At 66.2% G+C, this 15,341-nt stretch carries 14 protein-coding genes; 12 read left to right on the top strand and 2 right to left on the bottom strand.

All coding sequences use genetic code 11. From position 1 onward, the window contains the following. The first annotated feature begins 104 nt into the window (after positions 1–104). Positions 105–827, top strand: coding sequence for a YjbE family putative metal transport protein (locus ACX40Y_RS03510; RefSeq protein WP_459118143.1), 723 nt, complete (start codon positions 105–107; stop codon positions 825–827). A gap of 51 nt (positions 828–878) precedes the next feature. Here the strand turns inward: ACX40Y_RS03510 and ACX40Y_RS03505 are convergent, their stop codons facing one another. Further along, positions 879–1,574, bottom strand: a complete 696-nt coding sequence (locus ACX40Y_RS03505; RefSeq protein WP_459118142.1) for a dienelactone hydrolase family protein — start codon at positions 1,572–1,574, stop codon at positions 879–881. Between the two features lie 256 nt (positions 1,575–1,830). Here ACX40Y_RS03505 and ACX40Y_RS03500 point away from each other — a divergent pair, with 256 nt between their 5' ends. The 8 genes from ACX40Y_RS03500 (at position 1,831) to ACX40Y_RS03465 (ending at position 9,549) form a co-directional block, all read left to right on the top strand. Further along, on the top strand, positions 1,831–2,067 hold the full coding sequence (locus ACX40Y_RS03500) for a DUF6489 family protein (RefSeq protein ID WP_459118141.1): 237 nt from the start codon (positions 1,831–1,833) through the stop codon (positions 2,065–2,067). 6 nt (positions 2,068–2,073) lie between these two features. Beyond that, a complete protein-coding gene (gene mnmE, locus ACX40Y_RS03495) occupies positions 2,074–3,363 on the top strand; it encodes a tRNA uridine-5-carboxymethylaminomethyl(34) synthesis GTPase MnmE (protein WP_459118140.1) in 1,290 nt (429 codons plus the stop codon). A gap of 78 nt (positions 3,364–3,441) precedes the next feature. Further along, positions 3,442–5,274, top strand: a complete 1,833-nt coding sequence (gene mnmG / locus ACX40Y_RS03490) for a tRNA uridine-5-carboxymethylaminomethyl(34) synthesis enzyme MnmG (protein WP_459118139.1) — start codon at positions 3,442–3,444, stop codon at positions 5,272–5,274. Next, entirely contained in the window at positions 5,271–5,894 is a 624-nt protein-coding gene (gene rsmG / locus ACX40Y_RS03485; RefSeq protein WP_459118138.1) for a 16S rRNA (guanine(527)-N(7))-methyltransferase RsmG, read from the top strand. Before mnmG ends, rsmG begins: the two co-directional genes overlap by 4 nt. Next, positions 5,891–6,673 (top strand): ParA family protein, encoded by a 783-nt coding sequence (locus ACX40Y_RS03480; protein WP_459118137.1) that lies wholly within the window; start codon positions 5,891–5,893, stop codon positions 6,671–6,673. The genes rsmG and ACX40Y_RS03480 overlap by 4 nt, the downstream gene beginning before the upstream one ends. Next, the gene (locus ACX40Y_RS03475) at positions 6,670–7,575 is read left to right on the top strand and encodes a ParB/RepB/Spo0J family partition protein (RefSeq protein WP_459118136.1); all 906 of its coding nucleotides are present in this window, start codon (positions 6,670–6,672) and stop codon (positions 7,573–7,575) included. The genes ACX40Y_RS03480 and ACX40Y_RS03475 overlap by 4 nt, the downstream gene beginning before the upstream one ends. A gap of 136 nt (positions 7,576–7,711) precedes the next feature. Continuing rightward, positions 7,712–8,662, top strand: coding sequence for a DUF808 domain-containing protein (locus ACX40Y_RS03470; RefSeq protein ID WP_459118392.1), 951 nt, complete (start codon positions 7,712–7,714; stop codon positions 8,660–8,662). A gap of 185 nt (positions 8,663–8,847) precedes the next feature. After that, entirely contained in the window at positions 8,848–9,549 is a 702-nt protein-coding gene (locus tag ACX40Y_RS03465; protein WP_459118135.1) for a Crp/Fnr family transcriptional regulator, read from the top strand. Positions 9,550–9,559: 10 nt separating this feature from the next. On the opposite strand, the gene ACX40Y_RS03460 is transcribed toward ACX40Y_RS03465, so the two are convergent. Next, the gene (locus ACX40Y_RS03460; protein WP_459118134.1) at positions 9,560–11,494 is read right to left on the bottom strand and encodes an ATP-binding protein; all 1,935 of its coding nucleotides are present in this window, start codon (positions 11,492–11,494) and stop codon (positions 9,560–9,562) included. 310 nt (positions 11,495–11,804) lie between these two features. On the opposite strand from ACX40Y_RS03460, the gene ACX40Y_RS03455 reads away from it, so the two are divergent. Genes ACX40Y_RS03455 through ACX40Y_RS03445 form a run of 3 tightly spaced genes read left to right on the top strand, consistent with a single transcriptional unit; the run spans position 11,805 to position 15,302 of the window. Then, complete coding sequence (locus ACX40Y_RS03455; protein ID WP_459118133.1) at positions 11,805–12,989, top strand: hypothetical protein; 1,185 nt, start codon at positions 11,805–11,807, stop codon at positions 12,987–12,989. Further along, positions 12,986–13,981, top strand: coding sequence for a KpsF/GutQ family sugar-phosphate isomerase (locus ACX40Y_RS03450; protein ID WP_459118132.1), 996 nt, complete (start codon positions 12,986–12,988; stop codon positions 13,979–13,981). Before ACX40Y_RS03455 ends, ACX40Y_RS03450 begins: the two co-directional genes overlap by 4 nt. After that, positions 13,974–15,302 (top strand): RraA family protein, encoded by a 1,329-nt coding sequence (locus ACX40Y_RS03445; protein WP_459118131.1) that lies wholly within the window; start codon positions 13,974–13,976, stop codon positions 15,300–15,302. Before ACX40Y_RS03450 ends, ACX40Y_RS03445 begins: the two co-directional genes overlap by 8 nt. Positions 15,303–15,341 lie beyond the last annotated feature (39 nt).

The raw sequence follows: 15,341 nt of genomic DNA, 5'->3' as shown, positions 1-15,341 counted from the left end.
GCCGGGCGCAAACCCGGTCCCCTTTTTATGGGGGACGCATCGGAACGCGCCGGCGCTGGCCGCGTAGTCTTTGCGATGCCCGATCCGGGCGCTAGGGCTGATACATGATCGACTTCTCGTTACTCTCCGCGGCCGCTGCCGGAATCGGCTCGCCACTCGATATCTGGCAGCACATCGTCGCCGATTTCTCGAATCTGGGCGATCCTGCTGCGCTGGCGGCCTTCGGATCGGTGCTGATGATCGATCTGGTGTTGGCCGGCGACAACGCCATTGTCGTCGGAGCGCTTGCCGCTGGGCTACCCGCGGCGGAGCGGCGCAAGGTCATCCTGATCGGCATCAGCGCGGCGCTGGTGCTGCGAATCGCCTTTGCGCTGATCGTCAGCTGGCTGATGGGGATTGTCGGCCTGATCTTTGCCGGTGGCCTGTTGCTGCTGTGGGTCAGCTGGAAATTCTGGCGCGAGATTCGCCACGGCGGCGAGAGTGCGGGGTCCGACGAGATCCTCGGTGACGAACATTCCGGGCTGCGTCCGGCACGCAGCTTCGCCGCAGCCGCCTGGGCCGTGGCGGTGGCCGATGTTTCGATGAGCCTGGACAATGTGCTCGCGGTCGCCGGTGCCGCGCGCGAGCATCCCGGCATCCTGGTGGTCGGGCTGATCCTGTCGGTCGCGCTGATGGGGCTGGCCGCCAATCTGATCGCCAAGCTGATCGATCGCTATCGCTGGATCGCCTATATCGGGCTGGCCGTGATCGTGTTCGTGGCTTTCAAGATGATCTACGAAGGCTGGGTGGGCACGGCCGAAACCGCCGGCCTCACAAGCCTGTTCTGACAATCTTGGTCGGGGCGGCGGCCGGATGCGGCGCGCTCGCCCCGGCCTGGCTCAGCCGAGATGCTCGGCGAAGAATTCGGCGGTACGCTGATCGGCGCGCTGCGCAGCGGCCTCCGAGCGGCGCTTGCCGCTTTCGGTCGCGAAACCATGATCTTCGCCGGGATAGTCGACCAGCGTCACCTGCGGATGGTCGTCCAGTCCCTCGTGCATCTTGGCTTGGATGTCGGGCGTGACGAAGTGGTCGGCGCCGGCGATGTGCAGCAGGACGGGGCGGGCGATTGCGTGCTTCTCGCCGAGGAGATTGTCGATGCCCACACCATAATAGCCGACGCTGGCGTCGATATCGGTTCGCGCCGCCGCCATGAACGCCAGTCGACCGCCGAGGCAATAACCGACCAGCCCAACCTTGCCGCCGCCCAGCTCGGCGCGGATCGCCTGGATGGTCGATTCGATGTCGGCAACGCCGCTCGTCTGATCGAACTTGCCCATCCAGTCGAGCGCCTGCTGGAACTGCTCAGGCACATCGGGATCGAGTTCGATGCCCGGCTTCAGCCGCCAGAAAAGATCGGGCGCAACGGCGAGATACCCCTGGCTGGCCCAACTATCGCATTTCCCGCGAATGCCGGCGTTCACCCCGAAAATCTCCTGGATGACGATGATCGCTGCGCGGGGCGGGCCTTCGGGACGAGAAACATAGGCGGCGAAGCTGCCGCTTTCGTCGAGGGCGTCGATGGTCATGGTGCTCATGGCGTGCAATGTCTCCAGCGGGTTGAGGCTCGGGATCGAGCGGCGAAGGGCAGGGCAGGGGTTTCAATCAGGCGTGTACGCGCCACCCCATCGACGGGATGCGCGGCAACGCGCTGCGAACGAAAAGAAAAGGGTGGTCGCGCCGGGTTTATGCCGCGGCCGGCCGATGGGCGTTGCGATCGGACGGTGGTCGCGCGCATACATGCAGCGTGCCTAGCAGCTGGCCAACCATGCGCTCAAGCGCGGAAAGGTTTCTATGAAGATCAATGTCGAGGTGGAATGCACGCCCGAAGAGGCGCGCCGGGCGATGGGGTTGCCCGATCTGACCCCGGTGCACGATCGCTATGTCCAGCTGATGGTTCAGGCGATTGAGGCGCAGGGCACCCCCGAAGGGTTCGAGGCAATGATGCGCAGCTGGGCGCCGATGGGCGAGGCGGGCATGAATTTCTGGCGCGGCATGTTCGACGCGGCGACCAAGAAGCCGGGAAGCTGATCGAGCGTGAACACGATCTTTGCGCTGTCGAGCGGCGCGTTGCCCGCGGCGATCGCGGTAATACGGATCAGCGGTGAGCAGGCTTTTGCTGCGCTGCAACAGATGTGCGGCGATCTGCCGGCACCGCGCCGCGCGGCGGTTCGGACGCTCAGGCGACCGCGGGACAGCGAAGTGCTCGATCAGGCGCTGATTCTGTGCTTCCCCGGGCCGGGTAGCGCGACGGGCGAAGACCTGGTCGAGCTGCATCTTCATGGCGGCCGTGCGATCGTTGGCGCGGTCGAGGCGGTACTCGCCGCGATGCCGGGCCTGCGTATGGCTGAACCCGGCGAGTTCACCCGGCGGGCGCTTCTCAACGGGCGGCTCGACCTCAGCGAGGCGGAGGGGCTTGGCGACCTGCTGATGGCGGAGACCGAGAGCCAGCGGCGCGTGGCGATCCGATCGGCAGGTGGCGCGGTCCGCCGGCTCGCCGAATCATGGACCGAGCGACTCGTGTCGATCGCTGCCTGGATCGAAGCCGTGCTCGATCATGGTGATGAAGACGATGTCGGCACGGAGGAGCCGTTGCCGGCGTTGCGAGCGCAAGCGGCGGTGTTGGCGGATGACATTGCCGAACATGCGGCGCGCCCGCCGGTCGAGCGGCTGCGCGATGGCTTGCGGGTTGTGCTCGCTGGTCCGCCGAACGCGGGCAAATCGACGCTGCTCAACGCAATGGCGGAGCGCGATGCGGCGATCGTCTCCGCGATCGCTGGCACGACGCGCGACCGGATCGAGGTGCCGGTCACGCGAGGCGGCATTGCCTGGGTGCTGACCGACACGGCGGGTCTCGTATCGGATACTGACGACGTGATCGAGGCGATCGGCGTCGACCGGGCGCGCGTGGCGATCGACGAAGCGGACATCCTGCTTTGGCTCGGGGAGGACGGGCCGCCGGAGCATCCGGCGGTGATCTGGCTCAAGTCCCGGGTAGACCGTTTGCCGGCGGGCGCGACGGTCGAGTGCGGTCGACTTGCGGTATCGGCGGTGACGGGCGTCGGGCTCGATTCGCTTTGGGAGCGGATGGGGGAGCTCGCGTCGGAAATGCTGCCGCCGGTCGATCTGGTTGGGCTGAACCAGCGGCAGCGTGACCTCGGCAACGCCGCGGCCGCTGCGCTGCGACGTGCAAGCATGTTGGATGATTCGCTGCTGTTCGCCGAGGAGGTTCGCAGCGCGCGGCGCGCGGTGGATGCAATCACCGGGCGCGCCGGCATCGAAGACGTGCTCGATTCGCTGTTCGGCCGTTTCTGCATCGGTAAATAGGCATGTTCCACGTGGAACATTGGCAGCTGCGGCGCCACAGCGCTGGACAAGCGCGCGCTAAAGCCGTTTAGCAGCGCCATGCAGTACGATGTGATCGTGATCGGCGGTGGGCATGCCGGGACGGAGGCCGCCGCAGCCGCCGCCCGTCGCGGCGCGCGCACCGCGTTGGTCAGCTTTGATCTGACCAAGCTCGGCGCGATGTCGTGCAACCCGGCGATCGGCGGTTTGGGCAAGGGCCATCTCGTTCGTGAGATCGACGCGTTCGATGGTCTGATGGCGAAGGCTGCCGACGCAGCGGGCATTCATTACCGGATGCTCAACCGCTCGAAGGGCACGGCGGTGCAGGGGCCTCGCGTCCAGGCCGATCGAGGTCGCTATGCGGCTGCGATCCAGGCAATGCTGCACGGGCAGCCGGGGCTGACGCTGGTCGGTGGCGAAGCCGAATCGCTGATCATCCGGGGCGACGCGATTGCCGGTGTTCGGTTGCGTAACGGAACCGAGCTTGGCGCGCCGGCGGTGGTGCTTGCGACCGGTACCTTCCTCGGCGGCCGCCTCTATCGGGGCGAGGAGCGGCTCGAGGGCGGGCGCATCGACGAAGCGGCGTCGCTTCCGCTCGCTCACCAGCTGAGAGCGTTGGCGCTGCCGATGAGCCGACTGAAGACGGGGACGCCACCCCGGCTGGACGGCCGCACGATCGATTGGTCCCGCACGACCAAGCAGCCGTCCGACGACGAACCCTGGACGATGTCGCCGATGACGGCGGCACGTCCATTGCCGCAGCTCCACTGCGCGGTCACGCGAACGACGCTTGCGACACATGATGCGATCCGCTCGGGGCTCGATCGGTCACCGCTGTTCACAGGTGCGATCGGGGCACAGGGACCGCGCTATTGCCCGTCGATCGAGGACAAGGTTCACCGTTTCGGTGATCGCGACGGTCACCAGGTATTCCTCGAGCCCGAAGCGCTCGACCATCATTGGATCTACCCTAACGGCCTTTCGACCTCGTTGCCCGTCGATGTTCAGCAGGCGATGATCGCATCCATCCCGGGGCTGGAAGCGGCGACGATCACCATGCCCGGCTATGCCGTCGAATATGACTATATCGATGCGCGTGCGCTTGAGCGATCGCTGGGCGTGGGGGCGCTACCTGGGCTGTTCTTCGCCGGACAGATCAACGGTACGACGGGCTATGAGGAAGCAGGGGGGCAGGGGCTCGTCGCCGGTGCCAATGCCGCGGCGCTCGCGCTCGACATCGAACCGCTGATCCTCGATCGTGCGACTTCCTATCTTGGCGTGATGATCGACGACTTGGTGCTTCAAGGGGTGACCGAACCCTATCGCATGCTCACCGCGCGCGCGGAGTTCCGATTGCGACTCCGCGCCGACAATGCCGAGACGCGGCTGGGGCCGATCGGCGAGGCGCTTGGCCTGATCGGCCAGGCCCGGCGCGAGCGGTTTCGCCAGCGCGCGCAGCAGCGCGATGCAATCATTGCCGCGCTCGCGGTCGAACGATCTTCAACCGAACTGGCGCAGCGGGGGGCGCAGGTGGGGCAGGATGGTGCGCGCCGTTCCGCCTATGAATGGCTACGCTTTCCGGTAGTCGAACTGTCGCACGTGATCGATGACGTTCCGGCTGTCAGCGTCGACATGCTGGAAGAGGTTCTCGAGGACGCACGTTACGCGCCCTATCTAGAGCGGCAGGAAGCCGATGTCGCGCAGCTTCGCGCAAGCGAGTCCGCGCGTCTTAGCGCGGAGATCGACTATGCAGCGATCCACGGTTTGTCGAACGAGATGATCGAACGGTTGAGTGCGGCGAGGCCGGAGACGTTGGGTGCCGCGTCGCGTATTCGCGGGATCACGCCAGCGGCGCTGTCCGCAATCCTGCTTCACGCAAGGCGGCGGGCATGACCGAGGATGAAGCCCGAGCTTGGGTACGGGAGCGCTATGGTGTTTCACGTGAAACATCGCTCGACGCGTTTGCGGCGATCCTGAAGACCGAATCGCTCAATCAGAATCTGATCGCACAATCGACGCTCGACACGCTGTGGGCGAGGCATCTCGTCGATTCGGCGCAGCTCGTGCCCCTGGCTTCGGGTGCAGACAATGCGGTCTGGATCGACATTGGCAGTGGGGCGGGGCTGCCGGGCCTGGTCGTCGCGATCCTCACCGACCGGCCGGTCGTGCTCGTCGAACCCCGTGCCAAGCGCGTCGCGTTCCTGCGCGAGACAGCAGAGGCTCTCGACTTGTCCAGCCGCGTGACCGTCGCGCATTGCCGTGTTGAATCCTATCGGCCTGCGGGCGTGGCGGCGGTCATTTCCGCCCGCGCGGTGGCGGCACTGCCTGCACTTTTCGCGGCGGCGGCGCACTGCGCCGATTCATCCACAGTCTGGTTGCTGCCAAAGGGCCAAAGCGTGCAATCGGAGGTGGATGCCGCGCGCGCGAAATGGCAAGGTTCGTTTCACGTGGAACCCAGTATCACGCACCCGGATTCGGGAATCGTGGTCGCAACGCGGATAGGCGCCAGATGATCACCATCACGATCGCCAATCAAAAGGGTGGGGTGGGTAAGACCACGACCGCCATCAACGTGGGAACAGCGCTTGCCGCCACCGGCATGCGGGTGCTGCTGATCGATTTCGACCCGCAGGGCAATGCATCGACCGGGCTGGGCATCTCCCGCGCGGATCGCGAATTTTCCAGCTATGACCTGCTCGTCGGCGAAACCAATCTCGAAGATGTCGCGGTGCCGACGCACGTGCCGGGGCTCGACATCGTGCCCGCGACGCAGGACCTGTCTGGTGCCGAGATCGAGTTGATCGAATTCGATGGCCGGACTCACCGATTGGACAGCGCGATCGAGCGGCACAAGGCCGAACGCTGGGACGTGATCCTGGTCGATTGTCCGCCTTCGCTGGGCTTGCTCACCGTCAACGCGATGGTCGCGGCGCATGCGCTGCTGGTGCCGCTCCAGTGCGAATTTTTTGCGCTGGAAGGGCTCAGCCAGCTGCTCAACACGGTCGAGCGCATCCGCACTCGCTTCAATCCCGGGCTTTCGATTCTGGGCGTGGCGCTGACCATGTATGATCGGCGCAACCGGCTGACCGATCAGGTGGCCGATGACGTGCGCGCCGTGCTCGGTGGGGTGGTGTTCGACACCGTCATCCCGCGCAATGTTCGCCTTTCCGAAGCGCCGAGCCACGGCATGCCCGCGCTGATCTACGATTATCGTTGCGCGGGGTCCGAAGCCTATATCTCGCTTGCCCGTGAAGTCATCGATCGCCTTCCACAGCTCAAGAAAGCCGCATGAACGATCCTGCTCCCGCTGCGCGCAAAGCGCGCCCTGGCCTTGGCCGGGGTCTGTCCGCCTTGCTCGGCGACAATGTCGCCGAAGAGCCGGTCACCGGTGATTCCAAGGGGGGACCGGGCGTTCGCATGCTCCCGGTCAGCTCGCTCATGCCCGACCCGAATCAGCCACGTCGGCATTTCGACGAAGAGGCGCTGAACGATCTCGCCGATTCGATTCGCGCTCGCGGGCTGATCCAGCCGATCTTCGTGCGGCCGCACGGGCATAGCTTCCAGATCGTCGCGGGTGAGCGACGCTGGCGCGCGGCGCAGCGGGCACGCCTGCACGAGGTGCCGGTCATTGTTCGTGAGTTGTCCGACGCCGAGACGCTCGAAGTCGCGCTCATCGAGAATATCCAGCGCCAGGATCTGAACGCCGTCGAAGAGGCGGAAGGCTATGCCCGGCTGATCAAGGATTTCGGCCATACGCAAGAGGCGCTGGGTCGGCTCGTCCACAAATCTAGAAGCCATGTCGCCAATCTGCTTCGCCTTCTCGATCTGCCGGTGGCGGTTCGGGAGATGGTCGTCGAGCGCAAGCTCGAAATGGGCCACGCCCGCGCGCTGATCGGCGCGCCCGACCCGGAGAAGCTGGCGCATGAAGTCGTCGCCAAGGGCCTGTCGGTGCGGGATACCGAGCGTCTTGCGCGCACGGTGAAGCCTGCCGCGGCGAAGCAGCGGTCGACCGATCACGCGCCCGATGCGAGCCGCGACGCCGATCTCGCCGCGCTCGAGCGGCATCTGGGCGACGTGCTGGGCCTTAACGTCCGGATCGCCCATGCGGCAAAGGGCGGCACGATCGCTGTCTCCTATTCGACGCTCGACCAACTCGACATGGTTTGCCAGCGCCTGACGGGCGAACGCATCTGACAAAGAACAACGGCGGCGCCGGTCGCGGGCATGGCGCGATCGATGCTGCGCCGCAGCATTGACCATTCTGGCGAGGCCGATTGCAAAGGCTGTGTGGTCTGGCGAACAGCCGAAACTGGAAGAGGGGCAGGGGGTTATGGCGGGTGGTCTGATTGCGCTGCTGGACGATGTGGCGGCGATCGCTAAGTTGGCCGGCAGCACGCTGGATGACGTGGCGGCCGCGGCAGGCCGCGCGAGCGGCAAGGCGACCGGCGTGCTGATCGACGACGCGGCTGTGACGCCGCGCTATGTCGTCGGGCTTTCACCCGAGCGCGAACTGCCGATCATCTGGAAGATCATGCTGGGCTCGCTTCGGAACAAGCTGCTCATCATTCTTCCCGTCGCCCTGCTGCTCAGCAGCATCGCGCCCTGGGCCATCACGCCGCTGCTGATGATCGGTGGCAGCTATCTCTGCTACGAAGCCGCGGAAAAGATTATCGAGGCGCTTCTCGGGACACACGCCGCAGATGCGGCGGCGACAATCGAAAGCCCTGCCGAACTGGAGGCGAGGCAGGTCAAGGGTGCGATTCGAACCGATCTCATCCTTTCGGCCGAAATCATGGGGATCGCGCTTTCGCAGCTCTCGTCGCTCGGCTTGTGGACTCGGGCCGGCGCGCTGGCGGCGGTTGCCGTTGTCATCACGATCGGTCTCTATGGCGTCGTCGCCGTCATCGTGAAGATGGACGATATCGGGCTTCGTCTCAGCGGGCGCCCGTCGCGCCTTCCCGCCCTGATCGGTCGCGGACTGGTGCGGGGCATGCCGGTGCTGCTCCAGGCGCTCTCGCATATCGGTGTGGCGGCGATGGTGTGGGTCGGCGGCGGCATTCTCCTCCATTCGCTCGAAGTGTTCGGCCTCGATACGCTGCCGCATGCGGTCGAACATGTCAGCAGCGCGGTCGGGCGCGCGGTCGGCTGGGGTGGTGGCGTGCTCGCCTGGCTCGTCAGTGCAGGCGGTGCTGCGGTGGTAGGCCTCGTCGTCGGTGCTGCGATCGTTGCGGTACTGCATGTCGTTCCGCGACGTGCAGCACACGGCCATGAAGCCGCATGACCGGGAAGAAGTCATTACATTAGAATGGCTTGTCTGTCGGAATATCGTCGTTAGATAGTTCGGTGGCAACGCGGGTCGTGCGTTGTCGTCCAACGGCGATGGCAGGCAGATCAGGCCGTGACACATCGCCGATGCGGGGGAAGCACCGGCCAATGCAGGATTATCCAATCACGCGCTTTGCAGAGATGGCGACCTTGACGCCGCGCGAGGCCGAGGTGCTGCGGACGTTCGGCGAAGGCGCCGTCCGGTATCGACGCAACGCGATCATCCGGCGCGATTCAGCGGCCGTCAGCAGCATCTACGTTATCCTGCAGGGCTGGGCGGCCTCGTCGATCCGACTCCAACACGGGCTGCGACAGATCGTCAAAATCCATATTGCCGGTGACATCATGGGCACGCCGAGCATGGCGCTGGAGACGGCAGCCGACACGCTGACGGCGCTCACCGAATGCCTCGTGGCCGAAGTGTCGCTGGACCGGCTGCGGGAACTGTTCGTCGCGCATCCGAGACTGCCGTCGCTGTTCCTGATGGCGGTGCAGGTTGAGCGCATCGCGCTAATGGACGTGGTGGCGTCGGTCGGCAAATCATCGGCACGCGAGCGGCTGGCACGCCTGATCCTCGATCTTCACGATCGCCTCTCCAAAATCGGCGCGGTGACTGACGGGACGTTCGAGATGCCGCTCACCCAGGAGCAGCTAGGCGACGTGCTCGGCCTGACCAGCGTGCACGTCAATCGCACGATGCGGCTGATGGAACGCGAGGGGCTTATCGTGCGCCAAGGCACTCGGCTTTCGCTTCCGCGGCTGGACCAGCTACGCCGCCTTTCGCCGCTGCCGCCGCGTCGGATCCGGTTTGACCCGGCGTGGCTTCCGGCACCGGAATCCTGAGCAGAACCTGTCAGTCGAGCAGCGCGTCGACCGCGACCAGCAGCTCGCGATCGCGAAAGGGTTTGCGCAGCTGCGGCACATCGGCGGGCAGATCATCGGCAGAGTCGACATAGCCGGTGAGCAGGAGGAACCGCAGCGACTCTGATTCCGCCCGGGCCCGCGTGATAAACTCGCCGCCGGTGCCGCCCGGCATCATGTAGTCGGTAATGATCAGGTCCGGGCTAGGCTGTGCCGCGAGCTGGGCCATGCCGTCGTTCAGCGAGGCGGCTTCGCGCACCGAGTGGCCGTGGGCGCGCAGCACTTCGGCAGCGGCTTCGCGGACGGGTGCGTCGTCGTCGACGAGCAGGATGTCGGCCGTCCGGCTGGGCAGCGCCGCCGGGGCGGCTGCCGGCTGCGCCGCTGGCGCTGCCGCACAGGGCAGGACCAGCGTCGCGCTGGTCCCCTCGCCTGGCGCGCTCTGGAGAAGGAAGCGCCCCGACGATTGTTCGGCGAACCCGTGCACCATGGAAAGGCCGAGCCCGGTCCCGCGATCGCCGGCCTTGGTGGTGAAGAAGGGTTCCACGGCGCGCCGGAGCGTGAGCGCGTCCATGCCGCATCCGTCGTCATGCACGCTGATCGCGACACAGGGCGTCGTCGACAGCCCGCGAAGCTCCTCTTCGCGCGCCGGTCGCACCTCGATCGCAATGCGACCGTCGCCATTCTCGTTCGCGCTGATCGCGTCGCGTGCGTTGATCACGAGGTTCAGGATCGCCAGCTCTAGCTGATTCCGGTCGGCGAGAATGGGCGGCGCGGGATTCAGCGTGACGATGCACGGGATCGCCGCGCCGGCGGATCGCTCGAGAAGGTCGCGTAGATCGTCGAACATTATCGCTGGATCGATCGCCTCGGGCGCGAGCGTCTGGCGCCGCGAATAGGCGAGCAGCCGCGCCACCAGACTGCGCGCACGCTCCGCGCTCACCACCGCGTTGTCGATGTATCGAAGGGCCTTGGTGTCGTCCGGGCATCGCTTGCGGAGCAGATCGAGCCCGCCCAAGATCGGTGTCAACAGATTGTTCAGGTCATGCGCCACGCCGCCCGTCAGCCGCCCCAGCGCCTCCAGCCGCTGCGCCTGCACGGTCGCCGCCTGTCTGTCACGATAGCGCCCCAGCTCGCGCCGAAGCAGCAAGACCAGCGCCACGAACAACAGCAGCGCGATCAGTGCGCCCAGGATCAGCACCATGCGTGCCTGCCGCGTCAGCGCGGCGAACGCGCCGCCGGGCACCGCGAACTCCACCCGCCAGGCGGTTCCCGGCACGACACTCGTCGCCGAACGGAGCGGCCCCGGGCCGCCGCTGCCGACCGCCGCGACAAGCGCCCCACGATCATCGAACAGCCGAACGCGGCTAGCACCGGGGATCGCCTCAGCGAGCAGAAGCTGCGCCATCCCTCGCGCCGGCAGGACGGCGGAAACGACATAGCGCGCCGTGCCATCCCGCATCGCCGGCGCGCGGATCGCGAACACATATTCGTCCAGCGGCCCGCGCACGACATGGCCCACCTGCGGCTTGCCCGTTTCAAAGGCCGCGATCAGGCTCTGACGATCGATAACCTTACCGGCGAGCACCGCATCGACCGGCGGGACGACGAGCAGGCGATTGCCCGCACGATCGCTGACGCCAAGACGCCGCCATGTCGGGCGAACGTCGATCAGCCGCTTTGCCAGGACGTTGAATCGATCGCGGTCGAGTGTGCCATCGAAGGAGGGCGATTGGGCGAGCATCGCCACTGCATCGATATTGGCGGAAAGCTCGCGGCCGATCAGCCGGGCCGAGGCGCGGCTTGCGATCAGCGCCTGGCGATCGAGCGCCGCGCGCTGCTCCTGCAACGACACATAGCCATAGGCCGCGCCGAGGACCACGATCGGCAAAATGCCCGTGAGGCCCATGAGGATCAGCGAACGTTTCAAAGCGGGGTGCCCCTGCTGTCACCCGGACCGATCGAAGGTCCGGTAACAAAGTGCAATTATTTCAATGCGAAAGTCAAACGACAATCGCTCAGCGGCCACTAGCGCAGAGGCCCGGCCGAGTCTGCCGCCGCCCGCGACTAGGCAAGATTTTCCCAGCGTGCGCCGCCGTCCACAACCGGCCCATCCTATAAGGGGTTGGTAAAGGCGAGCAATTCGCCCCGCCAATCCGTGGAGCAGTCATGGCCACAATCGACGCTGTCCGCCCATCGCACGGTGTCCGCGCAGCGAATCCCCAGCCTGGGTCGCGCGCGTGAAGATATTGTTCTACCTGCCGGCGGTGACGCCCTGGTGGTTCGAAAACATCATCGAACCGCTGATCCGCCGAATCGTCGACATTGCCGAGGTGCATGTGCTGGCGCCGCCGATGTGGCGCAACACGGGTATCGGGCCGGACCAGCTCGCTCTTTGTGCCGATCTGCCGCAGCTGCAATGGGCGATTGCCGATGGCGGCGACCATCCGACCCTGCGGACAGCCCCTGCCGACCCGGCCGGGTTGATCGACTATGTCCGCGGGTTGTCGCCGGACATCGTGCTGTGCCGGAGCGCCGACTTCGAAACGCCCCGTCATTTTCCCGGCGTCGTGCGCCACATCATGGAAGCGGTGACCAGCCCGTTCGACGTCGCATCCGCGGCGGCGACGGTCTATTTCACTGATGCGCCTTATGCCAATGGCGTCATGCCGCCGCTCGATGCCGCCGCCACGGCGCGGATCGACGCCGCAATCGCGCCGCTATGGGAAGACATGAAAGCGTTCTGGGCGGCGCAGCCTTTCGAGCGCGGGCATCTGTTCGATCATCTCGGCATCCCGGGTGATCGGCCGATCATCATGTTGCCGCTCGAATATGCACATGAAGAGAATTTCTTCCCGCAGCACCGCCCGGGCCAGCGCGACAATGCAGCGTTGATTGCCCATGCCGCGCGGCACGTGACGCCGCGCTGCACGCTGGTCATCACCGATCATCCGCTGAACGCGCTGCACCTTGACGAGAAAGATCTTCTCGCGACCATCGCGGGGCTGGGCTCCCGGGTCGTCTATGCCGGGAGCAGCGTTTACGGCCAGTCGGCGACGATGGCGCTGCTGCCATTCACCGATGGCGTGTTGCTCAACGATTCGAAGACATTCGCGTCGGTGGCCGCATTGGGCCGGCCGATGCTGCGGGACACCCGCTTTGCGAGCGGCGAATGGCTGAATGCGGAAACCGATATCGCCCGCTTCGTCGAGGCGGTGCGTACCTGTCGGGCCGCGGGTCCGGATGCGGAAGGCGCGCGGCGCTGGTTCGGCTATCATTTCGCCAACGAAGCCTTTTGCGCCGGCGATCCCGCGCTGACCGGCGCGATGGTGATCGATCGGGCCTGCAACGCAATCAACATGGATCGCTGGGATGCGGGTATCGCGCGTGTCCGGCCGCGCCTGACGCTGGAGCAAGCCGCATGAAGATGGGTGCGATCCGGCGGGCCATGCCGCATGCGACGCCCGCGCTCGAATGGGCGGGCGAGGTGATCGCCAGCGAACGCCGCGCGCTTGCCCGGTTCGAAGCCGACCTGCCGCTTTCGATCAGCGATGCCGTGGCCGCGATCGTTGGGCAGACGAGCCCGCTGACGTGCCTCGGCATGGGCAAGTCGGGGCTGATCGCGGCGAAAGTGGCGGCGACCTTCTCCAGCCTGGGTACGCCCGCCTTTGCGCTCAATGCCGCCGAGGCGGCGCATGGCGATCTGGGCGCGGTGCAGGATGGCAATGTCGTGCTGCTTTTCTCGAACAGCGGCACCACCGACGAGATCCTGCGGATCCTGCCGCTGCTCAAGGCGCGGGCCTGCATTCTGATCGGCGTGGTCGGCCGCGCCGATTCGCCGCTGGGCCGGGCCGTGGACGTGCTGATCCCGGCGACGATCACCGGCGAGGCCGATCATATCGGCATGGCGCCGACCGCGAGCACGACGTTGCAGGTGGCGATCGGCGATGCGCTGGCGGTGGCGGTCAGCCGCGCTCGCGGCTTCACGCGCGAGGATTTCCTGCGGCACCATCCGGCGGGCCTGCTAGGCCGGCAATGCATTCCGGTTCGCACGCTGATGCGCATGGGTGACGAACTGCCCAGGGTGCTGCCCAATGCCCCGGTGGCCGAGCTGCTGGCGGTGATGTCGTCGTGCCGGATGGGCGCGGCGTGCGTCGTCGATGCTGCCGGCGGGCTGATGGGACTGGTGGTGGATGGCGATGTCCGCCGTCACTTCCAGTCGCGTCATGACGTCTACGACACCCCGGCGAGCAGCCTGATGCAGGCGCATCCGCAGGTGATCGATGTCGATGCGACGCTGGGAGATGCGCTGCTGATGCTGCGCGAACGCGAAGGGGGATTGCTCGTACTGCCCGTGACCGACGGCGAGGGACGTCTGCACGGCATGCTCCATGCCAAGGACATGATGAATGCCTGAACCGCTCAAGATCGTCGCCTTCGTGCCTGCCAAGGGGCAGAGCGAGCGCGTTTCCGAAAAGAACACCCGCGTGCTCGACGGCGAGCATCTGTTCCGGCGCAAGCTGATCCAGGCGCTCGACTGCCCGGCGATCGGCGAGGTCTGCCTCGACACCGAAAGCGATCTGCTCGCCTCGCTGGCCAGCGATCTGGCGATCACGCACCTTAAGCGTCCGGCCGCACTGGCGACCAACGCCACCGATGGCCACGGCATGTTCGCCTGGGAATGCGCCCAGCGGCCCGATGCCGATATCTGGGTCCAGCTGTTGTGCACCGCACCGTTCGTGACGGCCGACACGATCAGCCGCGCCATTGCCGCGCTGCTCGCCGATCCGACGGCGGACAGCCTGGTGGCGGTGACGCGGGCCAAACAATATTGCTGGGACGGGCAGGTGCCTGCCTATGGCACCGGGCGCATCCCGAACAGCGTCGAGCTGCCGGAAACGGTGGTCGAGGCGATGAGCCTCTATATCGTCCGGCGCACCGGCGACGGCCCGGCGACGCGACGGTTCGGTACCCGGCCGATCCTGTTCGATCTTGATCCGATCGAACAGATCGACATCAACCAGCATCACGATCTGGTGATCGCCGAAACCGTCGCGGCCGGTTTTCGCCAGGCGGAGGTGACGCGATTCCGCGCGATGCTGCCGCATCTTTCCTCGCCCGTTCTCTCCGACATTCTCAAGGAGCGCGGCCATCGCGCCGTCCTGCCCAAGGTGCTGCGCCCGACCAGCGGCGGCAAGTTCCTGGGCCGCGCCAAGACGATCGAGTTGTGTGCGCTGCCCGAGCGGCCGGACCGCTCGCCCGACGGGCCGTGGCACGGCATCTATGGCGCGCTGCAATCCTATCGCTTCGTCCGCCCCGGCGACGTCATCATGGTGGCGACCGACGTGCCCGAATATGCCTATTTCGGTGATCTCAACGCCAATCTGGCGATCCGGTCGGGCGCGGTGGGCGCGGTGATCGACGGTGCGACGCGCGACACGGCCGATGTGCGCGCGCTGGGCTTGCCCGTCTATGCGCGCGGCCAGACCTGCGACGACATCAAATATGAGGGCACGCTCAAGGCGATGAACCGGCCGATCGTGATGGGGGACGTGACGATCGCGAATGGCGACGTCGTGTTCGCCGATGCCGACGGCATCGTCGCGATCCCGCGCGCGCTGTGGCCGGAGATCGAAGAGGCGGCATGGAACGTGCTGTCGAACGAGGCACGCATTCGCATGCAGGCCGCGCGCGGCCGCGACGTCGAGGCGATCCTGGCTGAATGCGGCGCGTTCTGATGCGCCGCTGACCGGCAGGGCAGGGGGCGGCACGACTGC

The sequence above is a fragment of the Sphingomonas sp. RS6 genome, assembly GCF_054489705.1.
This window is presented reverse-complemented; position numbering and strand designations above follow the sequence as displayed.

What these genes read in the sequence shown, in the direction of transcription:
- ACX40Y_RS03510 (WP_459118143.1), top strand. Translation starts at nt 105, where the DNA reads ATGATCGACTTCTCGTTACTCTCCGCGGCCGCTGCCGGAATCGGCTCG.
- ACX40Y_RS03505 (WP_459118142.1), bottom strand. Translation starts at nt 1,574, where the DNA reads ATGAGCACCATGACCATCGACGCCCTCGACGAAAGCGGCAGCTTCGCC.
- ACX40Y_RS03500 (WP_459118141.1), top strand. Translation starts at nt 1,831, where the DNA reads ATGAAGATCAATGTCGAGGTGGAATGCACGCCCGAAGAGGCGCGCCGG.
- mnmG (WP_459118139.1), top strand. Translation starts at nt 3,442, where the DNA reads ATGCAGTACGATGTGATCGTGATCGGCGGTGGGCATGCCGGGACGGAG.
- rsmG (WP_459118138.1), top strand. Translation starts at nt 5,271, where the DNA reads ATGACCGAGGATGAAGCCCGAGCTTGGGTACGGGAGCGCTATGGTGTT.
- ACX40Y_RS03480 (WP_459118137.1), top strand. Translation starts at nt 5,891, where the DNA reads ATGATCACCATCACGATCGCCAATCAAAAGGGTGGGGTGGGTAAGACC.
- ACX40Y_RS03475 (WP_459118136.1), top strand. Translation starts at nt 6,670, where the DNA reads ATGAACGATCCTGCTCCCGCTGCGCGCAAAGCGCGCCCTGGCCTTGGC.
- ACX40Y_RS03470 (WP_459118392.1), top strand. Translation starts at nt 7,712, where the DNA reads ATGGCGGGTGGTCTGATTGCGCTGCTGGACGATGTGGCGGCGATCGCT.
- ACX40Y_RS03465 (WP_459118135.1), top strand. Translation starts at nt 8,848, where the DNA reads ATGGCGACCTTGACGCCGCGCGAGGCCGAGGTGCTGCGGACGTTCGGC.
- ACX40Y_RS03450 (WP_459118132.1), top strand. Translation starts at nt 12,986, where the DNA reads ATGAAGATGGGTGCGATCCGGCGGGCCATGCCGCATGCGACGCCCGCG.
- ACX40Y_RS03445 (WP_459118131.1), top strand. Translation starts at nt 13,974, where the DNA reads ATGCCTGAACCGCTCAAGATCGTCGCCTTCGTGCCTGCCAAGGGGCAG.